General features: G+C 44.4%; 23 protein-coding genes, 1 pseudogene and 1 riboswitch. Of the genes and pseudogenes, 20 read left to right on the top strand and 4 right to left on the bottom strand.

Translation table 11 applies throughout. The annotated features are described in order from the left end of the window. Nucleotides 1–74: 74 nt before the first annotated feature. From A6049_RS13835 to A6049_RS13805, 7 genes are all read left to right on the top strand, one after another. The gene (locus tag A6049_RS13835; RefSeq protein ID WP_063565199.1) at nt 75–641 is read left to right on the top strand and encodes a TetR/AcrR family transcriptional regulator; all 567 of its coding nucleotides are present in this window, start codon (nt 75–77) and stop codon (nt 639–641) included. 354 nt (nt 642–995) lie between these two features. Then, on the top strand, nt 996–2150 hold the full coding sequence (locus tag A6049_RS13830; protein WP_063565198.1) for a glycosyltransferase family 2 protein: 1155 nt from the start codon (nt 996–998) through the stop codon (nt 2148–2150). A gap of 33 nt (nt 2151–2183) precedes the next feature. Continuing rightward, nucleotides 2184–3464: an aminotransferase class III-fold pyridoxal phosphate-dependent enzyme gene (locus A6049_RS13825; RefSeq protein ID WP_063565197.1), complete on the top strand. Its 1281-nt coding sequence runs from the start codon at nt 2184–2186 to the stop codon at nt 3462–3464. 60 nt (nt 3465–3524) lie between these two features. After that, nucleotides 3525–4556 carry a zinc-dependent alcohol dehydrogenase gene (locus A6049_RS13820; RefSeq protein ID WP_063565196.1) on the top strand — a complete coding sequence of 344 codons (1032 nt, stop codon included), beginning with the start codon at nt 3525–3527 and terminating at the stop codon, nt 4554–4556. 85 nt (nt 4557–4641) lie between these two features. Continuing rightward, nucleotides 4642–5886 (top strand): MFS transporter, encoded by a 1245-nt coding sequence (locus A6049_RS13815; RefSeq protein WP_063565195.1) that lies wholly within the window; start codon nt 4642–4644, stop codon nt 5884–5886. Between the two features lie 65 nt (nt 5887–5951). Continuing rightward, a complete protein-coding gene (locus A6049_RS13810) occupies nt 5952–6545 on the top strand; it encodes a DUF1349 domain-containing protein (protein WP_063565194.1) in 594 nt (197 codons plus the stop codon). Between the two features lie 48 nt (nt 6546–6593). Further along, nucleotides 6594–7235, top strand: a complete 642-nt coding sequence (locus A6049_RS13805; protein WP_063565193.1) for an HAD family hydrolase — start codon at nt 6594–6596, stop codon at nt 7233–7235. Here the strand turns inward: A6049_RS13805 and A6049_RS13800 are convergent. After that, nucleotides 7232–8047 carry an AraC family transcriptional regulator gene (locus A6049_RS13800; protein ID WP_063565192.1) on the bottom strand — a complete coding sequence of 272 codons (816 nt, stop codon included), beginning with the start codon at nt 8045–8047 and terminating at the stop codon, nt 7232–7234. The two genes, A6049_RS13805 and A6049_RS13800, sit on opposite strands and share 4 nt — an antisense overlap. Nucleotides 8048–8289: 242 nt before the next feature. Here A6049_RS13800 and A6049_RS13795 point away from each other — a divergent pair, with 242 nt between their 5' ends. The 5 genes from A6049_RS13795 to A6049_RS13775 all read left to right on the top strand — a co-directional run bounded on the left by A6049_RS13795 (nt 8290) and on the right by A6049_RS13775 (nt 12183). Further along, entirely contained in the window at nt 8290–9420 is a 1131-nt protein-coding gene (locus A6049_RS13795; RefSeq protein WP_063565191.1) for an NAD(P)/FAD-dependent oxidoreductase, read from the top strand. Nucleotides 9421–9428: 8 nt separating this feature from the next. Beyond that, nucleotides 9429–9719, top strand: coding sequence for a hypothetical protein (locus A6049_RS13790; protein WP_063565190.1), 291 nt, complete (start codon nt 9429–9431; stop codon nt 9717–9719). Between the two features lie 46 nt (nt 9720–9765). After that, nucleotides 9766–9864: riboswitch (TPP riboswitch) on the top strand. 121 nt (nt 9865–9985) lie between these two features. Continuing rightward, complete coding sequence (gene tenA, locus A6049_RS13785) at nt 9986–10657, top strand: thiaminase II (RefSeq protein ID WP_063565189.1); 672 nt, start codon at nt 9986–9988, stop codon at nt 10655–10657. A 43-nt stretch (nt 10658–10700) separates the two neighbouring features. Further along, complete coding sequence (locus tag A6049_RS13780; RefSeq protein WP_063565188.1) at nt 10701–11234, top strand: GNAT family N-acetyltransferase; 534 nt, start codon at nt 10701–10703, stop codon at nt 11232–11234. Between the two features lie 49 nt (nt 11235–11283). Beyond that, nucleotides 11284–12183 (top strand): TetR/AcrR family transcriptional regulator, encoded by a 900-nt coding sequence (locus A6049_RS13775; RefSeq protein ID WP_063565187.1) that lies wholly within the window; start codon nt 11284–11286, stop codon nt 12181–12183. 163 nt (nt 12184–12346) lie between these two features. On the opposite strand, the gene A6049_RS13770 is transcribed toward A6049_RS13775, so the two are convergent. Next, complete coding sequence (locus tag A6049_RS13770; protein WP_063565244.1) at nt 12347–13786, bottom strand: DHA2 family efflux MFS transporter permease subunit; 1440 nt, start codon at nt 13784–13786, stop codon at nt 12347–12349. A 281-nt stretch (nt 13787–14067) separates the two neighbouring features. Between A6049_RS13770 and A6049_RS13765 the strand changes: the two genes are divergently transcribed. Beyond that, on the top strand, nt 14068–14673 hold the full coding sequence (locus tag A6049_RS13765) for a TetR/AcrR family transcriptional regulator (protein WP_063565186.1): 606 nt from the start codon (nt 14068–14070) through the stop codon (nt 14671–14673). Between the two features lie 68 nt (nt 14674–14741). Here the strand turns inward: A6049_RS13765 and A6049_RS13760 are convergent, their stop codons facing one another. Continuing rightward, nucleotides 14742–15401 (bottom strand): hypothetical protein, encoded by a 660-nt coding sequence (locus A6049_RS13760; protein ID WP_063565185.1) that lies wholly within the window; start codon nt 15399–15401, stop codon nt 14742–14744. A gap of 450 nt (nt 15402–15851) precedes the next feature. Between A6049_RS13760 and A6049_RS13755 the strand changes: the two genes are divergently transcribed. Next, on the top strand, nt 15852–17084 hold the full coding sequence (locus A6049_RS13755) for a cytochrome P450 (protein WP_063565184.1): 1233 nt from the start codon (nt 15852–15854) through the stop codon (nt 17082–17084). Nucleotides 17085–17311: 227 nt separating this feature from the next. On the opposite strand, the gene A6049_RS13750 is transcribed toward A6049_RS13755, so the two are convergent. Further along, nucleotides 17312–17587: a hypothetical protein gene (locus tag A6049_RS13750; protein ID WP_063565183.1), complete on the bottom strand. Its 276-nt coding sequence runs from the start codon at nt 17585–17587 to the stop codon at nt 17312–17314. 188 nt (nt 17588–17775) lie between these two features. On the opposite strand from A6049_RS13750, the gene A6049_RS13745 reads away from it, so the two are divergent. The 6 genes and pseudogenes from A6049_RS13745 (at nt 17776) to A6049_RS13725 (ending at nt 23231) form a co-directional block, all read left to right on the top strand. Then, complete coding sequence (locus A6049_RS13745) at nt 17776–18735, top strand: ArsR/SmtB family transcription factor (protein WP_063565182.1); 960 nt, start codon at nt 17776–17778, stop codon at nt 18733–18735. After that, the gene (locus tag A6049_RS13740; protein WP_063565181.1) at nt 18725–19216 is read left to right on the top strand and encodes a helix-turn-helix transcriptional regulator; all 492 of its coding nucleotides are present in this window, start codon (nt 18725–18727) and stop codon (nt 19214–19216) included. The genes A6049_RS13745 and A6049_RS13740 overlap by 11 nt, the downstream gene beginning before the upstream one ends. A gap of 165 nt (nt 19217–19381) precedes the next feature. Then, nucleotides 19382–19582, top strand: a complete 201-nt coding sequence (locus tag A6049_RS34055) for a hypothetical protein (RefSeq protein ID WP_063565180.1) — start codon at nt 19382–19384, stop codon at nt 19580–19582. 316 nt (nt 19583–19898) lie between these two features. Continuing rightward, nucleotides 19899–20003 (top strand): annotated as a pseudogene (locus A6049_RS34050) (carbohydrate ABC transporter permease); the annotation flags it as partial. Between the two features lie 16 nt (nt 20004–20019). After that, nucleotides 20020–21774, top strand: coding sequence for a glycoside hydrolase family 2 protein (locus A6049_RS13730; protein WP_063565179.1), 1755 nt, complete (start codon nt 20020–20022; stop codon nt 21772–21774). A 56-nt stretch (nt 21775–21830) separates the two neighbouring features. Next, nucleotides 21831–23231 (top strand): family 43 glycosylhydrolase, encoded by a 1401-nt coding sequence (locus A6049_RS13725; RefSeq protein ID WP_063565178.1) that lies wholly within the window; start codon nt 21831–21833, stop codon nt 23229–23231. Nucleotides 23232–23274 lie beyond the last annotated feature (43 nt).

The raw sequence follows: 23274 nt of genomic DNA, 5'->3' as shown, positions 1-23274 counted from the left end.
TATAGTCACAACTAATCAAATGATGGATCATTGAATCAATTTATAGAATAAACTCCCCAAGAGGTGTAAACCCGTTGAAAAAAGAAATGACATCGATGAAGCAAACGAGACTTAATTCCATCCTGGACGAAGCAACCAAACTGCTGATTGAAAAGCCCAATGCATCCATGAATGATATCGCAGACTCTGCAAAAATCGGCATTGCGACCCTTCATCGTTACGTGGAGAGTCGCGAACAATTAATGGTTTATCTGGGCTTGCGTGCGATTGAGGTGGTCAGTGAGGCCATGCAAAACATTCAGCTGGATGAGGAAAACTGTGAAACATATATTCCACAGCTGATTGAAGTGCTTATTCCGTTAGGGGATAAAATATTTTTCCTTACTCATGACGCAGCTATACATTATAATCCTGAGATTGAGGGAGCAGATTTGAAGCTGAGAGAGCCTATACTGCATGCGGTCAGCTTGTTGCAGCAAAAGAATTATTTTCGTCAGGATGTCAATAAAAACTGGATTGTAGATGTGCTGTATTCTATCCTGTTTCTGACGTGGCAGCAGGTTGTAAGTGGTGATATTGCGCGTAAATCAGCAGCTTCTCTGGTTGTGGATACGTTCTATCATGGCTTTAGGGCCAGATAAGTAGGCTCTACCTTATAACCACATACAATAATGCAATATAACACCCCATTGTGGAGTCAGTCGTGTCATTGGATACGAGACTCACTGTGGAGGTGTTTTTTTTGCGTGGAGAGATAGCTATGGGCGCTAATTGAAAGGTGCATATTTTCTTTTCAGTACATATTCATATTTTAACAGAGTTCAGAATTTAAGATTTCAAACTTACAAAAAATGATATAAATTTCTAGTAGATTCAAATCATTACCAAATTAAGACAGTGAATTTGCGACAAGGAGGTCGATAATCTGCACTGAACGCGATACCGTTTCAACTCGCTTTAGCACTCATTCCATCATATCCAACAGGAGGGATTCCATGCTTTACACCATTATTGTGCCAGTTAACCAGGACTATAACATTTTGAACCTTTTCACGGACTCATTGCTACGGACAGTAAGCCCGTCCACTCAAATCATTTTTATCAACGATGGTTCCGGTTCCGCTGTTTTACAGCATTTGGAGAAACTGAAACATGAGGTTAGAGAAGGTGTAACGATTGAAATTCTTCAGCATGATTTTCCACTCGGTTGTGCTGTATCAATCAATAGCGCGCTTCGGCGAGCAGAGGGGGATTATATTTTCTTCCTGGATTCCGATACAATCCTTCAACCGAACTGGCAATCAATGATGAAAGAGACGATGGACAGCGACATTACGATTGGTATGATTGGCGGTGTTCTGCTCTATCCGCAAACGGGAGGTGTGCAGCATTGTGGTATTGCATTTGCCGATACAATTGGCCGCCACTTATTTCTGAACGCTTCGCCTGAAGACATTCCGAAGGAAACATTTTCAGTTCAGCTTGTTGTATTCGCCATGTTCGGCATGAAGAGAGAAGTGTATGAAACGGTAGGCGAGCTGGATGAGAAGTTCTTTAACGGATATGAGGATTTTGATTATCAGATGCGAGCACGGGCAGCCGGATATGATACGGTCATTAATCCGAATATTCTCGCCTATCACTGGGAACGGAGCAGTGGCATTCATCGCAACTTTAACCGGAAAAACAATCTTGCACGTTTCTGGAAAAAGTGGGGTGGGGAAATTGAGGCCGATGTTTGGCCATTCGTATTCGGTCATCTGAAAGAACAGCTGGGTAGCCAGAGTGAATATCAGCATCTGCCGATCGTTGGCATTGATCTTGCAGAAGTACGCAGTGACGCGGATACGTTCTGGACCAAGCTGGAGGAAGCTGATATTGCGCCTGTTGCTGAGGTACGTGACTATTCCAACCGCTTTAACTCTAATGGAGCCATCTGGCTACCGCAGGTTCTGGGCAAGGAGCTGATTCATAGCGAGAACCGATTATTGTTTCTGGTGGACAATTTCGCCCGGTTGCTGGAGAACCGTTACTGGATCGAGATGAGACATGCTCATCGGGCTAAAGATCTGATTATTGATCTGTATGGCAATGTTATTACCATGGATCGCATATATGATGGCTGCTGGCCAGGCTCCAAAGTTCGTTAACTCACAAACCAAGTAAACAGGGAGGAACCAAAGGTGAAATCAAAAGAGAGCACGCTGGATCGTGCCGTAAGGTTTACACGGAATCTGGAGTGGTTGGAACATGTCGAAAAGGTTATTCCGAGCGGATGCAGTACGTTAGCCAAAGCACCAGAACGATTATTTCCGGGATATACACCCGTATGCTGCGCAGAGGCACGCAATTCCCGTTTTATAGATATCGATGGAAATGAATGGCTGGATTGTGAAATGGCCATGGGTACGGCGCCATGGGGACATGCACGGCATGAAGTTCAACTAACCGTCATCCATCAGCTGAAAAAAGGGACAAGTTATTCTATTCCTGCTGACATTGAACTTGAATGCGCTGAACTGATTTTGGAACGATTTGAAGGCCGCTACCCCTCATTACGTTTCACCAAAAGCGGCGCCGATGCAGTCAGTGGAGCCGTACGTCTGGCTCGTGCGGGAAGTGGAAAAAGCAGGGTCATCGCGACGGCCTATCATGGCTGGCATGACTGGTCTGCGTATGGATACTATGGCCGCGAAACGAAAGAACGAGGTATCCCCGTGGATATCGAACGCACAACAATCTGGATAGATAAGCCCTCACCAGAGCGTATCGAGGCCCAAATCCAATCCTCTCCCGAGGATATCGCCTGCATTGTCCTTTGTCCAAATGAATGGAAACGTGAGCCGTTGGCGCAAGTTGTATCCCTATGTAGGTCCTTAGATATCATTGTCATATTTGATGAAGTCACCTCCGGCATTCGAATGGGCAAGCAAGCTACAGCTGGGGAGTATGACATCTGGCCGGATCTGCTTTGTATTTCCAAAGGTATGGCAAATGGACTGCCACTCGCAGCCGTAATGGGACCAGAACATCTGATGTCATTATCAGGACAGGTCAGATTCAGCAATGCGCATTCCAGCGAGACCACTGCGCTTGCGGCAGCGATTGCATGTGAGCGATTGATGAAAAGCGCTAAAGTATGGCCTACCTGGCGCGAGGCCACCATTCGAATTATGGATCTGATTGAAGCTGAACTCGTACTTCTTGGATTAACCGATCAATTGGTGTTGAAGGGTACCTATGCGAGCTTCTCCATTAGCTCTATTTCGGAGGAAAACTTTCATACCGATCCGTTCCGTGAGTTTATGGTCAAAAGAATGGCCCACTTCGGAATTTTTACCAAAGGGTACTTTATTTTTTCAGATGCTCATACCCGGGATGAATTATTATGGGTGGAGGAAGCTCTCTTGCAGACACTTTCCGACTGGAAAGAAATGCTGAAACAGGAACACCTTTCGAATTGAGATTTACGAAAACGTTTAAAATTTTATTCAAATAAGAACATCGACTAGGAGGAATATTCAATGAAAGCACTCGTATATCAGGATCTTAAACAGGTGACTTACCAGGATATTGATGAGCCAACCATACAAAAGCCAAACCAAGTAAAAATTAAAATCTATGGTTCAGGCATCTGCGGTACAGACCTGAATATTGTCAAAGGCAAAGTGCCGGCGAATAAAGGAACGATTATTGGTCATGAAGGTGTAGGTACAGTGGTTGAGGTGGGCGACGAAGTTCGTGGCTTCAAGATAGGTGATCGGGTATTGGTTGATCCCACGCAATCTTGCGGTACCTGCTCCTATTGCCGTGAAGGTCTTTTCATCTATTGCGAGAATTTTGATGACTATCAAGTAGGGATGACGACGCACGGTACATTTGCAGAATATTACGTAGGGGATGAGAAGTATATCTATGCCATCCCGGATTCCATGAGCTGGGAAACCGCTATGATGATCGAACCACTGGGATGTGTACTTCAGACGTTCATGAAAGCAGGGACTAAGCCAAGTGACTCTGTACTGGTCCTCGGTTCTGGTGCAATCGGTTCTCTGTGTCAGCTTGTGAGCAAACGATTGGCAAGGCTTACTGTAGGAACGGAAGTTGATCCATTCCGCAAAGAGTTCGCTTCAGAGATCGCGGATCATGTGTTCTATCCTCAGGATCTGACACTGGATAAAGTATACGAGATCAATAATAACAAGAAGTTTGATATTGTAGTGGACGCGGTTGGTAACCAGCTTCATGTGGGATTTGAGATGATTGCCAAAGGCGGCAAGATCATTCCTATGGGTTATGACGACAGCTATGAGGTGACGTTCAAATCAACTGCCGTAATTAATGATGGTATTAGTATCATTGGTGCGGTAGCTAATCACTCGATGATCAGTACAGCATTGAAATTTGCACAAAGTATTCCGGAACTGGAGCAAATGGTTACCTCCAAGGAACTGCTGAGTGATTATGAACAGGCATTCAATGGGACAATTGGGTATCATCTGCGTAGCGGAGAGAAATTGCCCATGAATTCGGTTAAAACAGCTCTAATCTTGTAAGTATGTAGACATTGTCGGGTTTGCCGCTGCGAAAAGAAGGAGTTCGCAGCGGTGAAAACCACCGCAAAAAAGGGGGAGATATCGATTGAAGCTGCTACAGGATTTGCCGAGAAATCCGCGGTACTCCATCTTACTTGAACCTGTATGGGCCATTCCGGGCACGATTGTTCTTTTTTATGCTCCCTTATATATGAAGGAAGCCGGACTTTCGGATATTGAAATTGGTTTGATCAATTCGGTGAATCTTTATTTTGCCTTTATATTTCAGTTATTTGCCGGTTCAATCACGAATAAGCTTGGTCGCAAGCGAACAACACTGATTTTTGATTTGATTGCCTGGAGTGTTCCCATGTTCATCTGGGCTTTCTCCCAGAATTTTTGGTTGTTTCTGATTGCTTACCTGCTGAATGCAACCTCCAAATTTGTGACGGTTTCCTTCAACTGTCTAATTATTGAGGATGTTGAGGAACATAAACGATCCAAGGTATTCGCCATTCTCAACATGATCATTACTGGTGCTGGAGTACTGACACCGATCGCCGGGGTAGTGATTGCTGATGTTGGCATTGTGCCAACACTAGCCAGTATTTATTTTGTCGGTGGCATCCTCATGACCGTCATGTTCTTCATTCGCAACCGATATACGGATGAGACCGCAGTAGGGAAGGAACTTATGGGAATGCATAGCCAGACCCGGGTGATCCAGAGTCTGGCTTCCAGTATGCGACTTTTCGGCAAATCATTCCACAAACGGAGACTTTTACCGATTATTCTCATCACGGTGCTTTCCAATCTGATCCTGCAGCTGAACTTTTTTCAGGTGATTTTTTTCAAGGAACAATTAAAATTCAATGATCAGATTATTTCATTTATCCCGGTCGTCACCGCTGTAACCGTTATGCTCTTGTATTTGGTCATTATCCCGAGTCTGAAACGGCGTTCAGAAGAGAAGTATGTCAGTTTCTCGATCATTTTGAGTACAGTGGGGGCAATACTTTTTCTGTTGATCCCTGCGGGAAATATAGCCATGTTATTTCTGACTCTAATTGTACTGGCGGCAGGCAATTTCATCTTACAAACGTACCGGGACTCACTGCTTATGAACCGATTGGGTACACATGAAAAAGCGGATATGTTCTCGGCAGTGCAGACCGTCATGACGTTAACCGCAATTCCATCAGGTTACCTGACAGGGCTGCTGTATCACTATAATCCTGTGCTGTTATTCAGTGTCATTCTTGTACTTTACATCGTACTCATGGTCATTATGTTATTCCTCCCTGATCCCCAGAAACACTCCCAAGTGATCAGTACTTACAAAAATATGTAGGAGAAGGGGTTTTCTGTATATGAAACGAATATATAATACAGAAAATGAACCTGGGAGGCATAGAAATGACAAACGTATTTGCAACAGAAACAAGAAACCAAATGAACTGGATCAATGAGCCAGAGATCTGGTCTTATACCGATCAAGGCGTTCTAATTGTAGAAGCTCAGGCTGATACGGACTTTTTCCAGGACCCAGCAGGTAAGCACATTCGTGCAACTGCGCCATTTCTGTCGATGCCCGTGCCTAATGATTTCGAAATGACGACCCAGCTAACTGTGGACATGAAAAATCAATATGATTCCGGATGTTTGATGGTGATGGCGGATGAACGAAACTGGTGCAAACTTTGTTTTGAGTATGATGGAAAAGCAGCTACCATTGTGTCGGTAGTAACGAAGGAAGGTTCATCCGACGATTGCAATTCGGTTGAAGTTCCCGTAACCAACCCTTATCTGCGCATACGCAAAGTGGAGGACTGCATTTCATTCTTTTATTCACCCGATGGGGTGGAGTGGAAATTAATTCGATATTTCGGCATGCCGATAGAGGGGGAGATCCGGGCTGGAATTGTTGGACAGTCACCAGCCGGAACGGGATGCACCTGTCACTTTTTATCGATGAATGTTACCCGTCCGGACGTGACTGCACGCTTCTAAGCCCATTTTCCCGCCAAATCGGCTGATCATTGGAGGGAGAAAAGCGTAATGGTAAAAGCCTTTATTTTGGATTTTGATGGACTTATTGTGGACACGGAGACTCCCTGGTTCTATGCTTTTCGCGATATTTATAAAGAGCATGGACTTGAACTTGGGCTGGAGCTTTGGTCGAAAAACGTAGGAACATCGTTTGAAGAATTTCATCCTTTTCTATACCTGGAGCAAGCGCTGCAAAAACCGATCGATCACGATCATATCAAGTTGCTCTCTGAACAGAAATACGAAGCATACCTGGGACAGGCAGCAATTCTTCCAGGCGTGCATGAGTTGCTCCGGTCTGCCCGTAAAAAGGGAATTCAACTTGCCGTTGCTTCCAGCTCTACCCGGGATTGGGTTCATGGTTATTTGCGCACACTCGGCATTTTCGAACTATTCGATGTCATTCATACAGCCGAGGACGTAAAGAGGGTTAAACCGGACCCGGAATTGTATCTGCTCGCCCTGGAGAGTCTCGGGATCGGGGCATCCGAAGCGGTTGTGTTCGAAGACTCGCCGAATGGACTGAAGGCAGCCAAAGCCGCGGGGATTCGCTGTGTCATTGTGCCTAACGAGGTAACGCGTAATCTGGAATTCTCGAAGTATGATCTGCGGTTAACCTCGCTGGCAGAGATCACGATGGAAATCCTTTAACTCTGGTATTGCTTGCGTAACTCGATAGGGGAGATTCCTTCATATTTTTTGAATACGGATCCAAAATAACTGGCGCTGTTGAAACCAACAGCCCGGGCGATCTCGTGGGCCGTTATTCCGGCGTCATGGACGAGCATTTCTTTGGCTTTCAATAACCGATACCGTGTCAGATAATCAAGCGGAGTCATTTGGAATTCCTTTTTGAATATCCGATTCAAATGCTGTTCGGTGACGTCCATTTGCTGAGCCAGCATGGAGAGCGAGATATCCTGATCATAATTTTGCTTGATAAAAGTAACCAGTCCACCCAGCTTTAATCGGGCATCCGAGCGTTCATAAGCACCGTAACGATCTCCATCAATGGTTAACCTGACCAGTAGCATGTATAGCAATGCGGATACGTGCCAGATCTGATCCTTGTGCCGGGACTGTAGCGCCAACGTTATTTCATGCAACAGGATATGAAGCATCCCATCCGGCTTGAAGGCGCGCAGCTCCCCGATCTGCAAGGTATGCAGAAACCGGGGCAATAAATAGCCATTAAAGGACAAACAATCGAACAACAATGAATCACTCAGATTGTCGTAACGGTATGTGACCTCCGGGAACATAATAAGAGCTGTTCCTTTCCGAATCGAAAACTCATGATTTTGGGCTGCAATTTTCCCTGTTCCCCCGATACACTGCACAATACTGTAATCCCGTGAATGGCCGTTCCAATTCATTAATTCATCTACGGTCAGCTGGTTTTGACCTGTAATCATAAGCGGCATATCGGTATCCAGTGAATTCCCCGTACTAGGTTTCGGCATCGTTGTGTTATTCCTCATTTCGTTAAAGGTCGTGTGCGTAAATGGCGCGGATACAGAGTTAAAAGAAACCTGATTTGAATTATATTACATAAATAACATTAATTTAAACGAACTATTTACTTCGATGAACGACTTATCGAAAACCTTTTAGGATTATGTATCATCATGTCGATGCCTTGCCATTATCAGACCAAACAGTATACGCTATAATGGATACAGTGATTTAGGAAAGGGATGCAGTCATGAAGAAAGTCATCGTCGTAGGATCAGGAATTCTTGGGGCTTCCACAGCATATCAATTGGCAAAACGGGGTGCGGAAGTTCTTATTATAGACCGGAAAGATCGAGGGCAGGCTACGGATGCTGCTGCCGGGATCATCTGTCCCTGGTTATCTCAGCGCCGTAATCAGGATTGGTATCAGCTTGCCAAGGCTGGTGCACGTTTTTATCCCGGTTTGATTGAAGAACTCAAGAGTGAAGGGGAAACGGAAACGGGTTACGCTCAAGTGGGTGCTCTTAGTATTCATACGGAAGTAGACAAAATCAACAAGATGCAGGAGCGAGCACACCTTCGTAAAGAAGATGCACCGGAGATTGCCGATATTACCCGTCTGGATGCAAAAGAAACCCATGAGCGTTTTCCACTCCTGGAGGAGAGCTTTCAGTCCGTCTACATCAGCGGAGCCGCGCGTATTGATGGGCGTGCGCTGCGTGATGCCTTAATCCGATCGGCACAGCGAAATGGAGCGGTCCTGATTAATGGGGACGCGACACTTCAATATGAATCGGACCGAGTAACTGGAGTGGTTGTTGACGGTAAAGTCATATCGGCTGACGAGGTTATTGTGTGTGCCGGCGCTTGGGCTAGTGAACTGTTGAAGCCCTTGGGCATTGATTTTAAGGTTCATTATCAGAAGGCGCAAATTATGCATTTGCAGGTTCATGATCGAGAAGACACTGGGAAATGGCCTGTGGTCATGCCTCCTTCGGATCAATATCTGTTAGCCTTTGATCAACAGAAGATTGTGATCGGGGCGACTCACGAAAATGATATTGAAGGCTATGATACAAGAGTAACCGTAGGCGGAATGCAGGAAATTTTGAATAAAGGATTGGAACTGGCTCCCGGTTTAGCCGATAGCACGTTTCAGGAAGTAAGAGTAGGTTTCCGTCCGTTTACACCTGGTTTTCTTCCGGTAATGGGTGCTGTTCCTGGTTGGGAGGGCTTGATCACAGCCAATGGACTTGGAGCGTCCGGTCTCACGATGGGGCCTTTTATTGGAAGTCAACTGGCCAAATTGGCTCTGGGTATGAAATTGGATATCGATATTCAGCCATATGATCTTGGAAAAGTAATGGATCATCAGAAATGAGGTGAACGATGACGTATTCACAGCGCTTAACTCACGGTAACTCATCAGACATTATTTATCTGGAGCACCAGATTGGCATCGCCGAGGAGGAATTAGCAAAAGCCGAGGAAGAGCGGAGGGGTTACGAATCGGATTTAGACAAGTTAAGGACGTCTCCGGCGTATCATGCAACTTCAGCGACGAACGTCTCTAATGAGCAAAAATGGGTAGATGAGTTAAACAAATTGCAAAGTATGATTAAGGATATCCGCACCCGACTTAAGAAGTTGCAAGAAGATTTAGGGGAACTTGAAGATTAATAGGAATGGATTGACATTTGGAAAAACACATGTTGTAATAAACCTGAGCTATTTGCAGGGGGACTGTTCGCAGTTGAGAAGGTTAAAACCTGACCCTTTGAACCTGTTAGTTAATACTGACGTAGGGAGCAAATGACATGTACTCATGTTATTTTGCCCTTGCCGAAAATAGGACAAGGGCTTTTTGGTCTGCATTTTGGATGACAGAACGCGATAGCTGGATGTGAAGCGGGGACATTATAATTTTAATACAAGGAGAAATGATCATGTCATTTTCAAGAACGTTAAAAGATAAGTCCAGAACCGTATGGGAAGATGGATACAACCATCCTTTTTTACACGAAATGGGGAAAGGTACACTGGATCAGGAAGCGTTTAAGTTTTATCTTCTTCAGGACTATACATATCTGATTGAATATGCGAAGATTTTTGCCATGGGTGCGGTCAAGGCGACAGATGAAAAACTGATGACGAACTTTACGGTGATTCAACACGCTATTCTGTACGAAGAAATGGATTTGCATCGAAATTATATGAATGAATTTGGGATTACGCTGGATGAAAATCATGCTGTCAAACCCTCTCTTTACAACAAGGCCTATACGTCGAATATGATGAGTGTTGCACAAACAGGTGGGGTTGCCGAAATCATCGCCGTCATTTTCCCTTGTGCGTGGACGTATTACGACTATGCCACAAGATTAAAAGAACAATATCGAGATTCATTAGAGGGCAATTTCTATCAGACTTGGATCGAAAATTATGCAAGTGATGAATTCCGCGACTCATTCGAATGGTTCTATGATACACTGGATGCATTATGCGAACATAAAACCGAGCAGGAACTGGAGGCCATTGAAGACATATTCAGAAGAAGTGTTGAATTTGAATATTTATTCTGGGATATGGCTTATAAACGGCAACTCTCGTACTTCTGATGAATGCAATCTACTACAACCAGAGATAAGGATGAACATACAGATGGACAATCGTGGAGAACGCATCTATTTACGATTTTTGAACGTGGAAGACGCTGCTGGGCTACTGGATTTGCAGTTCCGTAACCGGGCTATTTTCGAAGAAATATCGGCAAGCGAACGATCGGATACATTCTATACATTGGAGGGCCAAGTAGCCCTTCTCGAAGGTTGGAACAAGGCGAGGGAAGAGGGGAAACGGTACTCTTTCGGGATCTTTCTGAACCATACGCATGAGCTTATTGGGGAGATCTCTCTGTTCGAGCTTGAACTGGATTCCACCACCAAATGGATTGTTGGTTATGTGCTCGATCAGGTGCAGAATGGCAAGGGATATATGAGTGAAGCCCTTCAGCTAGCACTGGATTTTGCTATGAATGAAGCGGGTATAAAACGAGTGGAGGCAGGTGCGCTGCCTGACAATGCCGGATCGATTCGAGTGCTTCGCAAGGCGGGCTTTCAGGAGACGGACCGGCAGAATATTAAAATCAAGGGGATTTGGAAGGAACATATGATGTTTGCAGTGGATTTGCAATAGGTTACTAGATATCGTAACGTGAACCACCTAAATCATCCAGGGGGAACTTATGAATAAGCGGAAACAAATGTTATTGGACTCAGCGCTTGTACTCTTTGGGAAACATGGAGTGACCAACACCTCCATACAAATGATCCTAGACGAGTCAGGTGTGTCCAAAGGAACATTTTATAAATTCTTTGGCTCGAAGGATGATTGTATTCTTGCCATTCTGGAGCAACGTGTACAGGAAGATATGATGATTCGCAAAGATTTGGAGAGCCAAAGCTATGCTTCCGATTTTGATTTACTGGTGGATCAGATTATGGTGCCGATGATTTTGCCAGAAAAAAAGCTTGTTGTGGAGCTATTCTGGACAGGCTTCTACTCTGGAGAATGCGATCTGAAAAACTTGACTCGCATGCAGTTAAATTGGTTATCTGAACGACTGGTACAGGTATTTGGTAAAGAATTAAAACCTTTTGCTTATGAAGGGGCTATTTTTGGTTTTGGCATGATCCATCAAATCTCGAACATGTGGAGAAACTTCCATCTTGACCAACCGGATTGGAACCATCTTGTGCCCAAAATCCTGAACTACATTGAAATCTTGCTTCGTTCCATGCTGGAAAGACAAGAGCATATTATTGATTTTCCAAGTCTTTTGATGATTGCTCCTGATTCCAAAGAAATTGTGTTGGATAAAAATAACCTGATTGCAGGTCTTCAGAAATTCAGTCATTCTATTCTCCAATTGGAAGTACCTATTAAAGCGAAAGAACTGACCAAAGGGCTGCTTGTTTTAGTTGAGCAGAAAGAGATCAATATCTCCATGTTGGAAGTAACGCTACAGGCGTTTCAAACGGAATTTGAATCGTCTTCTCTTCAGTGTGAGGCAAACAGGATTGTCAAAGACTGCAGATCGTATCTCGAACAATTCAGGCAGATCCTCATGGAGAGAACGAGTTAACGTAGCTGTTCTTAACTTAAGTGGGCAGGCAATTGTTCATTTATATTATGTAATACACCACAAAAAAGCGGCAGATTGGACGTAAAGCTTAGTGTCCTGATCTGCCGCTTTTTATATAAGATACAATAGGCTCTACATGATGTAATTCATGTAAATATTGCTCTTAATTTGTATTCATCGAGACTTTTTGTCTTACAGGCTGCTTGGAGTCTTCCTCCGTCGCTTGTTTGGTACGTTTGATGAAGAAGGAAAGTAGCAATCCGAGAACGGCAATGCCAATAATGACAACATAAGCATCATTAATTCCCTGGATCATGGATTCCATTCCCAATTGCTGCTGGGTTAAACCTTTGGCTGCACCCGTTGCCACCATATCCTGTACATGTGCCGTTGTGCGACTGGTCATTACACTTACGAGCAATGAAGTACCCACAGCGCCAGCCACTTGTCTCACGGTGTTGGATATCGCTGTACCGTGTGGCCCAAGTCTTGGAGGCAGTTGATTCAACCCTGCCGTTTGGATAGGCATCATGAGCAAGGCCATACCAATTCTGCGACCTGTTGACATTAACACCAGGTAAGTATAACTGGTAGAATCGGTTAGATCGATGAACCCGATAGTCGTTACAATCGTAATGACCATCCCAATAATCGCCAGCCATTTTGCGCCAAACCGGTCAAACAATCTACCCGTAATCGGCATCAGGAAGCCCATGACAAGCGCCCCCGGAAGCAATAATAATCCGGACTCCAATGCAGTGTAACCCCGTGCATTTTGGAGGTATAAAGGAAGCAACATCATATCAGCATACATGATCATCGTGATCGCGATATTAATGATTGTGGTCAGTGAGAACATATTATACTTGAAAGCCCGCAGATCGAGCAGCGGATTTGCAGACGCGAGTTGTCTCCATGTGAACAGTCCAAGAGCAATGACTCCTGCTGCAATGCATATGATTACTTCTGCGCTTGACCATCCCAGAGTTCCTGCCCGGCTGAAGCCATACAGCAATGCGCCGAACCCAATCGTGGACAGCAACACGCTGAGTGTGTCGAACTTGAGATTGATTCGTTCCGATACATTTTTGAGATATACAAACGCAAAACCAATAACAATAACGGTTAATGGGATCATCCCGTAAAACATCGTTTGCCATGTGTAGTTCTCAAGAATATATCCAGCAAGGGTTGGCCCAATCGCTGGAGCGAAAATGATGGCAAAGCCGACCATCCCCATCGCGGCGCCCCTTTTCTCAGGAGTGAACAAGGTAAGAATGACATGCATTAACAATGGCATGATAATACCAGCACCGGCTGCTTGAACCATACGTCCTGTCAACAGTGTACCAAAATTACTCGCAAGGGCAGATATAATCGTACCGATGAGGAAAATAAACATCGAAGCTTGAAATAATTGCCGTGTCGAAAAGCGTTGCATGAAATAGGCCGTGATAGGAATGAGTACACCATTCACCAGCATGTAGCCTGTCGTAAACCATTGGGCTGTTGCTGCTGAGATATTAAAATCCCCCATCAGCTCCGGAGTTGCCACGCTCATAACGGTTTGGTTCAATGTGGCAAGAAATGCACCCAAAATCATAACAAACAGTATGGGGCCCTTTTTTACGTCATCTCTTTCTTTTAATCTAGCCTGACTCAATCCATTCCATCCTTTCAATCCACACGTGACTAAATTTACAACGTGTTGTATAGTTTACATTGTATTTATTGAATTATATACATATTCCCGTAGATTACAATTTACGATTTTGGGTATTTTCGTTGCTTATTTTACGAAATAATAAAATATGTCGTCTAATTCAGAAATAAACGACTGATCATTTAAAATTGTAATTTTTAAAATTTGAGGAGTGATATTGCATGAAAAATGAAAAGAAGTCTGCTACAGATCCTCGTATACTTCGTACAAGACAGTTGATTCGTGATGCTTTTGTAGATCTGTTGCAGGAAATGGACATCGAGAAACTATCCGTCAATCGAATTGCAGAACGTGCGACGATCAACCGCGTGACTTTCTATCTGCATTATCGTGACATCACAGACATGATGGAGAAAATGGCGGACGAGATGATCGAGCACATTGAACGAATTGTGGACGAATATGCTCCTCAATTTGAAGATGCTGCCAAAGACGATGGTTGGCCAGTGCTTGTAAAATTGCTTGAACACTTTGCTGATCATTCCAAATTCTATCGCGTCGTTCTTGCTTCCAGACGAACCCCCATTTTTACGGAGAGGCTCATGAAATTACTAACGACACTCGTTTCGGCCAAGATCGAAAGCTTGGAGCTGGGAAGCTCTCTTTCACGAGCGGGTATTCATAAGGAGATCGCAATCTGGTACAGTTCCTCAGCTCTGATTGGTACCATTGTATCCTGGCTTCGTAATGACATGCCCTATGCACCGCATTTCCTTGCCAAACAGTTCTCTTTAATTCGTGCTTATTCTTACAATGACTTGATATAACAAAAAAACATCCAGCTTTAGTTAGACTCAACTATACGCAGATGTCTTTTCAACAGATTATAAATGGGCTAATCTCCTGTCGGAGTTCGTAAAATCATATACAGCCCGATGAGTGCTGCCAGAGCACCAAAAATGATGCCGGACAGTCCATTGTAAAAGGTAGGATCTCCTTTGTAAGAAAATGACATGATCGCAGTTTGTGTTAATGAAAGTGAGATCAATGATGAAGAGAAGTTCGTCAGTTTGATGGCTTCAATGACCGGTTCATTATTCCGTCTCGCCATAATGGCGCCCCCAAGAGATACTGCGATTTCGGTAAAAGTAACGGCAGCAATGATGAAGGCGGCATAGTGAGGATAATGCGTTCTGCTGCCTGTAACAAATAATAACTTACTGCAATAAATGATGTACACCGCACTTGAAGCGAGCACAATATTGCCTATAAATCGGTATGCCGCGTATTGTTTTTTTAGGATTTCCTCCGGGCTGGAATCATCAAGATTCGAGTCCTCATGTGCTTTTGCTGCGTAATACTTGGCAACAGCGATGCCAATATTATAAAAGGCGTTAATGCATAAAAAGAAGGAGAGCGTAAAGATTCCTAAAAGTATTTTCCCAACTGCGATAAGGGCATTTAGTGGAATAGATAATTTTGCAAAGTAGATAATGCGATTATTTTTAACTTTAAAGACAGATTCTCCTCTATTCACTGGACGTATCCAATTCACTGTATCCCTCCCGAACGAAACCTCGATGTGCAAAAAATGAGTCTAGTGTTCAAGCATACCATAGTAAACCATATGGTCCACGTATGAGGTTTAGACATGTTCATCCCTACCTATCTGTAATCCCAGATTAATGATGTTTTCATTTCTTGAGCTTGTTTATTTTGCCCAAAAATACATAACCCTTAAGAACTTAATTCTCGTCATTAAATATACGAGCGGTATAAAAATATGCCTTGAATTTTCCATAAAATGAATATAGTTCGAAAGTTTCATTCCAAATAATATACGATTAGTATAAAATTGGTTGTGCGCTGAACTGTCAATTCATGTGCAACAAAGGAGGAATCAAAGGGAGCCGAAGAACTGAAGTGGCGCTGGGGATGATTATCAGAGGCATGGAAGAAATCCCTCTTTCCTTTGGATAAAATAGTTCGAGAGGCGGTGTACTGGATGTACAAAGAAGTGATTCGTGTTCACGATATTACCAATTTCCAGTCCAGATCGGAAGAGTTTTTTCCTCTTCACTGGTTTCGGAAAATGTTGTCAGAGAAACCTGTCTACTATCATGAGGATACGGACACATGGAATGTGTTCAGATATGACGATGTCAAGCAGGTACTAAGCAATCATGAATATTTTTCATCCGAAGGCTCAAGAACTACCATTTCAGTCGGAGCTAAAAACAAGGAAGGCACACCGCCGGACAAAATGAATATTTCGAGCATAGATCCTCCACGTCATCAAAAAAGCCGTTCGTTGCTCTCAGCTGCTTTTACACCCCGCAGTCTGAAAAACTGGGAGCCACGGATTCGGAACATTGCGAAGCAACTGGTGGAGGATATCGAGCTGAATACAACAATCGACATTGTGCAAGCACTGGCAGCACCATTGCCTTCCATGGTTATGTCTGATTTGTTGGGCATACCGCTGACGGACAGCCACCGCTTCAAAAGTTGGGTAGATATTCTGTTTCAACCCGCCAATAGAGAAAATGCAGAGGCAATGGAAAAGAAAAAGCAGGTCGCAGCGCAGGAGTATTACGAATTCCTGTACCCTATTGTCGTTCAGAAACGGACTCAGCCTGGCGATGATATCATTACAGATCTGTTGAAAGTGGATGTAGACGGTGAGAAGTTTTCCGATGATGAGATTGTTCGAACCACAATGCTTTTGCTCGGGGCCGGTATCGAAACAACCAGTCACATGGTATCTAATACATTTTATTCTTTTCTCTATGATGACCCCAACCTGTATGTGCAATTACGAGAGAACCCTGAGCTGATCCCACTTGCTGTGGAAGAGATGCTTCGTTATCGCTTCCATAACGCCAAGCGACACCGGACCGTTAAGAAGGATAATAATCTGTTGGGTGTAGAATTGAAAAAAGGGGATGTCGTCATTTCCTGGATGAGTGCGGCGAATATGGATGAAACTATATTTGAAAATCCGTTCGACTTGAACATTCACCGTCCCAATAACAAAAAACACCTTACCTTTGGAAATGGTCCACATTTCTGTCTGGGTGCTCCGCTGGCGAGAATGGAGTTGATTGTTGCTTTGACAGCATTCGTAGAAAGGGTACCTTTCATCGAATCGGTTGAATCATTTGATTTGGAAAACAACCTTACTGTCTCGGCTCCAGGTCAGTCGCTGACGTACTTGCCTATGAAGGTTGTGCATTAGGATATAGATTAAAATCATACAGTCAAAATAACAAAAGCCGTAGATTGGATGTTTAACAACATCTGATCAACGGCTTTTATAACGTTCAAGGCTTTTTTCTGTCAGGAAAGAATGGAAAAATAAAACAAGACTGATCAGAACGATGTAGTCGACTCTTACGGTGAGTGAGTAAGCCTTTGATTTAAAAGAGGGGAAGGGTCATCTCACACATAAGACAAATGAGAAGATCACATTAGAGGAGGTTGCGATGAAGACTCGAAGTGGTCTTCTTTGTGCATCATGTCTCTGTTTCCGTTGGGAACGGAGAACTGCTGAGCTAGAAGCTGCTGTTCCTTGATGAGTAGATCGACTTTATGGTGCAAATGGTCCAATTGTTTGTTGTAATGTTTGTAGGTGTAGAATCCGATTACAGCCTTAATCGCGAAGAAAATAACAGCTGCCGTAATAATCAATATATAGTTAGAAGCAATATGCCTGATCCAGCTATTGAGTTCACTTATCACGTATAACTCTTCCTTTCACAAGAAATGCAGATTACTTCTATTCATTGCCTTCGTTATAGGAAAGATTACGTGGAAAATGTTCTCAGATGGATTCCTCCGAAAGCAGGATGGAGCATAGCAACATTGTGTTTATTCCTGTTATTCAGTAGAATTATTTTAATTAATATTTTCCAAAGGAGAGCAAATACGTGCTGGAACTCAGCTTTAACGACCCGGAAAAACTGGTAACTGTAACCCACGCCTTGTCGACTCGTTCCCGGATTGACATTCTCCAGCTTCTTAATGCCAACAAATTAAACATTATTGAAATTGCCGAAGCACTTAACCTGCCCGTGTCAACGGTAGCCAACCATATTAAAGTGCTGGAGGCAGCCCATTTAATACATACGGAGATGCTCCCAGCCTCTCGTGGGGCCATGAAGGTTTGCAGCCGCAATTATGATGATATTCATATCGCCCTGGATCGAGTGAGTTCCTTTCCCACACGGGATACGAATGTCTATGAAGTACAGATGCCGATAGGGCATTACAGCGACTGTGAAGTTGCGCCAACATGCGGCATGGCGAGCACGGAGGAGATGATTCTGAAGGAAGACGACCCGGCAAGCTTCTATCATCCTAAGCATATTGATGCTCAGATCATTTGGCTGGCAAAAGGTTATCTGGAATATTTGCTTCCAATGGATATTCCGCAAGGTGCAACGATTGAATCTTTGGAATTGTCCATGGAAATCTGTTCTGAAGTAGCAACTTATAACAATGATTGGCCCTCGGATATTTCCATTTGGGTGAATGGCACTGAGATCGGGATGTGGACTAGTCCAGGAGATTTGGGCGACCGCCGAGGTAAACTGAATCCGGCATGGTGGTCTGATGGTTCTACACAATACGGCATTCTCAAAAAATGGCGTGTGGACGACAACATGACCATGCTGGACAAGGAGAAAATTTCGGATGTGTCCCTGTCAGATCTTCATCTTGAGGATAAACACAAGTTAAGATTACGCATTGGAATTCATCCGGATGCTAGGCATCAGGGAGGCATGAACCTGTTTGGCAATGAGTTCGGAGATCATGAACAGAACATTATTATGCAGGTAAGGTATACGATGAATGCGGGTGATCAGGATGCGAGATATGCCAAATAACGGTACCTCATGTATCGTGAGTATCGAGCGTTTTAAACCGAACTTGTTTCATCTGGAGCAGGGTGAAGGTTTATTCAAATCCCATTCACATGCTGCACTGCTACTGTTTCAGCGGAATTGCTCAGTCGAAGCTCCTCATACTGTCAACGATCCAACGGTTCAATGCATCGTTCAGGAAGTCCTGAAAGAGATCCATTCGTCTTACTACACGCCGATTACGGTTAGTGAATTGGCCTCTCGACATTTCCTGTCAGAAAGCAATCTGCGAAAGAAATTCACGGAATCGGTGGGGGTTTCTCCGAAGCAATACATTATCAATCTTCGTCTAATGGAAGCCAAACGGATGTTACAACAAACCAACAAGGCAGTCGAAATGATATCTTCGGAAGTAGGGTTTACTTCGTCCAGCCGATTTTATGATTATTTTGTCAGATCTGTCGGGGTTACCCCACTGGAATGGCGGATGCAAAGCATTCAGTAAAGCTTCAACAGGAAAAAACCGTCTCCAGGACGGTTTTTTTCGACCGACGAAATCGCTTGAAGGTTGTCTTTTTTTACAACTTAATAAAAGCGTTTTCGCAATTGTCTCCAAACAAATTCTGCCAGATAATAAGAAAATAGCACGATATGAAGGGAGAGAAAAGAGATGACAACCAGTACATTTTGTAATCCGGTGGCATTGCAATCCGCAGACCCTTGGGTCTACAGGCACTCCGATGGTTATTATTATTTTATGCGTTTACGGGCAACGCGCATTCAAAAATTTGGATGGAATAGGGATGGAACACCTGATTTTGGTGTGCCTTTCAGCGATGATCATGCGCTCCAAGTTCCATCGGGAGATTAAAACAGAAGACTCGAGAATAGCGGCTGAGTATGCGTATAGTTACAACTATTTTGTAATTAATGGCGGAGTAGATAAATGATTTGGTGAAAACGAATGCTCTCATTAGACGAAGAAAGTAATAATTATTTTGGCTTGAACTGGATTTTTCCGCATTGGAACAGTATTTTAATGGTGTTATTCGGTGGATAATTAACTTTCCCATGCTGTTTGAAGGAAATCTAAGCAATAATACCAGACAAATTTTATTACAAGAAAATAGATTGAAAACGTTGACATCTAATTATTGTGTAATTATACTTTGATTCAAATACAGAACAAATATTGCCCCATTGTTGTGTCCACCGGTCCAATACTGATGGTATACCCTTTCCTGCAAAAGTACTTTGTAAAAGGATTATATATCGGTTCAATCAAAGGCTAATAGGAGTGATTTTCGTATGAATAAAGACAAGATGACATTAACACCACGCCCGGAATACCCTCGCCCTCAGTGGGTGCGTAACCATTGGATCAATCTGAACGGAACTTGGCAGTTCGAAATGGATCATGGCAAAAGTGGAAAAGAACGAGGTTATGAACAGTCCGAACATCATCTCTCTGGGACAATCACTGTTCCGTTCTGTCCAGAGAGTAAACTGTCCGGGGTGGCCTATACCGATTTTATGGCAGCAGTATGGTACAAACGGGAATTCTCTATCCCGGATGCCTGGATGAATGGGCGCATTTTGCTTCATTTTGGCGCTGTTGATTACGAAGCCGAGATCTGGGTCAATGGAAAAGCGGTTGGCAAACATCGGGGAGGCTATTCGCCATTCCATTTTGATATCACATCTCATGTTTCGTCAGGAACGAATATAGTCACGGTTTATGCGGAAGATGATGTGCGTTCTGGACTTCAGCCGCGAGGCAAGCAGAGCGAACGATTCCACTCACATGGCTGCGATTACACGCGGACGACCGGCATTTGGCAAACGGTGTGGCTGGAGCAAGTGCCAGAGATGTATCTCTCCGACATGAAAGTCGCAGCTGATCCGGATAATGCATGTGTGCACCTTGAAGTGAAAATATGCGGTAACGCTGCTGGAGGAGAGCTGGCTGCAACTGCCCACTTTGACGGCAAGAATGTTGGATCGGCAATGGCGGTTGTTCATGGACCTGCTGTGAAGCTTACCGTCCCATTATCCGAAATCCATTTATGGGAGCTGGGGAATGCCAAATTGTATGATCTGGAGTTGAAGCTGCATGGGCAGGATCAGACCATCGATACGGTAGACTCGTATTTCGGACTGCGGACGGTAAGGCTGGATGGCATGGCATTTCGTATCAATGAGAAGTCCGTTTTTCAGCGGCTTGTACTAGATCAGGGCTTTTACCCGGATGGCATCTACACGGCACCTAGCGACGAAGATCTGCGCAAGGACATCGAGATCTCCATGGGGCTTGGCTTTAATGGAGCGAGATTGCACGAAAAGATGTTTGAGCCACGTTTCCTATATTGGGCTGACCAGCTTGGTTACCTGGTATGGGGAGAACATGCCAACTGGGGACAGGATATTACAACGACCGAAAGCCTTGCCCGGTTCCTACCGGAATGGATGGAAGGTATGGAACGTGACTTTAATCATCCCTCGCTTATCGGCTGGTGTCCGTTCAACGAAACGTGGGATCGCGATGGAACCCGGCAGGATAACGACGTGCTGCGCATTGTCTATGAGATGACTAAACGTATGGACCCGACACGTCCTGTCATTGATACCAGCGGTAACTTTCATGTGGTGACGGATATCTTCGATTTGCATGACTATGATCAGAACCCGGATACGTTCCGGGCCAGATATGAACCGATGAAAAGCGGTGGGGAAGTATTTAATACCTTTCCAGAGCGGCAGACGTATGAAGGGCAGCCATATTTTATCAGTGAGTATGGCGGTATCTGGTGGAATCCGGATCAGCAAGATGAGAAAGCTTGGGGTTACGGGGACAGACCACAATCCGAAGAAGCTTTCATTGCACGTTATGAGGGACTAACCAATGTCCTGCTGGACCATCCGAAGATGTTCGGGTTTTGTTATACCCAGCTATATGATGTGGAACAGGAAGTGAATGGACTGTACACGTATGACCGCCGTCCGAAATTCGACCCGGAAACGATTCGTCGCATTAATTCCCGCAAGGCTGCCATCGAAGATTGAACGTTGCAGGTCAGGTACGCGCATGATTCATAATCCTATAGGGAGCGTGACTGTAGATGAAAATAATGAATTACAGGAACAAATTGTTGCTGGCCTTATGTGCATTTCTTATTTTCCCGATGGGACAGACGACGCATGCAGCGACCGTTCAGAATAATTTCTATAATGTCGTAATGCAGGATGGAGCTGATCCATGGGTCTACAAACACACTGACGGATTCTATTATTTCACCAAAACAACAGGTGGTAACGTTACCATCTGGAAGTCAGCTCAATTAACAACCATTGATGCGGCTCCAACCACTGTGGTGAATACCGGCTGCTGCGGCATCTGGGCTCCAGAGCTTCATTACATCAACGGTGCATGGTACATCTATTATGCGAAGGATGATGGAGACAACGTCAATCACCGCATGTATGTTATGGAAAACACGTCAGCTGACCCGACACAGGGAATCTGGCAATACAAAGGGCAGATTACGGATCCCACCAACAAGTGGGCTATCGACGGGACGGTATTACAGGTAAACGGACAGCTCTACTTCATCTGGTCGGGCTGGGAAGCAGATACGAATGTAAGGCAGAATCTGTACATTGCCCATATGAGTAATCCCTGGACGATCGATTCAAATCGCGTGGAAATTGCGCGACCAACCTACGCCTGGGAAACCAATCATTCCCCGAATGTAAATGAGGGACCGCAGGTGATCGTTCGAAACGGAGTTATCAGTCTAGTCTACTCGGCAAGTGGTAGTTGGACCAACGACTATTGTCTGGGGCTTATTACCGCTAACGCCTCAAGCAACTTGCTGAATCCGGCATCCTGGAGCAAGCGCAGTCAGCCTATCTTCCAATCGGGGAACGGCTTGTATGGTCCGGGTCATCATTCTTTTACGAAATCGCCTGACGGGACTGAGGACTGGATCATGTACCACACAGCGAAATCCAATAATTCCGGATGGAATCGTGAGATTCGCTTACAGAAGTTCACCTGGAATGCCGACAATACCCCGAATTTGGGTACACCGGTGAATCCCAACGTACCTATTGCTCTACCTTCGGGAGAAAAGTCAATCGTTCGATATGAAGGAGAAGAGGGAACCTTTGGTGGGATCGCTTATGCATCCCAGAGTCCTTCTGGTTCAGGCGGCATGAAAGCTGGTCATATCGATACGGCGGACAGCTATGTAGAATTTAACGTCAATGCAGCAACTGCGGGCACATATATTCTCCTGGCGAGGACAGCGAATGGCACAGCAGGTGGCAACTGGTCCAACCTGCTGCTGAGTGTGAATGGAGGCACAGCCAGTCCTTTCTACATTACGAACAAGGGATGGGAGAACTGGGGACTGTCCACAGCGAGAGTTCAGCTAAAGGCTGGTGTGAACAAAATTCGTTTCTCCAAAGGTGAAGGATATGGAGAACTGGACTTCTTTGATATCAAACCTGCAAATTAGAGTATTATAATCGCATCCGAACCCTGCCGGTGTCCATTTGGAC

The organism is Paenibacillus sp. O199 (assembly GCF_001636635.1).
Classification (GTDB): Bacteria; Bacillota; Bacilli; order Paenibacillales; family Paenibacillaceae; genus Paenibacillus; species Paenibacillus marchantiae.
Note: the sequence above shows the minus strand (reverse complement) of the source record. Positions and strands in the feature narration are given on the sequence as shown.

What these genes read in the sequence shown, in the direction of transcription:
- A6049_RS13755 (WP_063565184.1), top strand. Translation starts at nt 15,852, where the DNA reads ATGTACAAAGAAGTGATTCGTGTTCACGATATTACCAATTTCCAGTCC.
- A6049_RS13830 (WP_063565198.1), top strand. Translation starts at nt 996, where the DNA reads ATGCTTTACACCATTATTGTGCCAGTTAACCAGGACTATAACATTTTG.
- tenA (WP_063565189.1), top strand. Translation starts at nt 9,986, where the DNA reads ATGTCATTTTCAAGAACGTTAAAAGATAAGTCCAGAACCGTATGGGAA.
- A6049_RS13790 (WP_063565190.1), top strand. Translation starts at nt 9,429, where the DNA reads ATGACGTATTCACAGCGCTTAACTCACGGTAACTCATCAGACATTATT.
- A6049_RS13740 (WP_063565181.1), top strand. Translation starts at nt 18,725, where the DNA reads ATGCCAAATAACGGTACCTCATGTATCGTGAGTATCGAGCGTTTTAAA.
- A6049_RS13765 (WP_063565186.1), top strand. Translation starts at nt 14,068, where the DNA reads ATGAAAAATGAAAAGAAGTCTGCTACAGATCCTCGTATACTTCGTACA.
- A6049_RS13810 (WP_063565194.1), top strand. Translation starts at nt 5,952, where the DNA reads ATGACAAACGTATTTGCAACAGAAACAAGAAACCAAATGAACTGGATC.
- A6049_RS13795 (WP_063565191.1), top strand. Translation starts at nt 8,290, where the DNA reads ATGAAGAAAGTCATCGTCGTAGGATCAGGAATTCTTGGGGCTTCCACA.
- A6049_RS13730 (WP_063565179.1), top strand. Translation starts at nt 20,020, where the DNA reads ATGAATAAAGACAAGATGACATTAACACCACGCCCGGAATACCCTCGC.
- A6049_RS13780 (WP_063565188.1), top strand. Translation starts at nt 10,701, where the DNA reads ATGGACAATCGTGGAGAACGCATCTATTTACGATTTTTGAACGTGGAA.
- A6049_RS13805 (WP_063565193.1), top strand. Translation starts at nt 6,594, where the DNA reads ATGGTAAAAGCCTTTATTTTGGATTTTGATGGACTTATTGTGGACACG.
- A6049_RS13800 (WP_063565192.1), bottom strand. Translation starts at nt 8,047, where the DNA reads ATGCCGAAACCTAGTACGGGGAATTCACTGGATACCGATATGCCGCTT.
- A6049_RS34055 (WP_063565180.1), top strand. Translation starts at nt 19,382, where the DNA reads ATGACAACCAGTACATTTTGTAATCCGGTGGCATTGCAATCCGCAGAC.
- A6049_RS13725 (WP_063565178.1), top strand. Translation starts at nt 21,831, where the DNA reads ATGAAAATAATGAATTACAGGAACAAATTGTTGCTGGCCTTATGTGCA.
- A6049_RS13775 (WP_063565187.1), top strand. Translation starts at nt 11,284, where the DNA reads ATGAATAAGCGGAAACAAATGTTATTGGACTCAGCGCTTGTACTCTTT.
- A6049_RS13820 (WP_063565196.1), top strand. Translation starts at nt 3,525, where the DNA reads ATGAAAGCACTCGTATATCAGGATCTTAAACAGGTGACTTACCAGGAT.
- A6049_RS13770 (WP_063565244.1), bottom strand. Translation starts at nt 13,786, where the DNA reads ATGATTTTGGGTGCATTTCTTGCCACATTGAACCAAACCGTTATGAGC.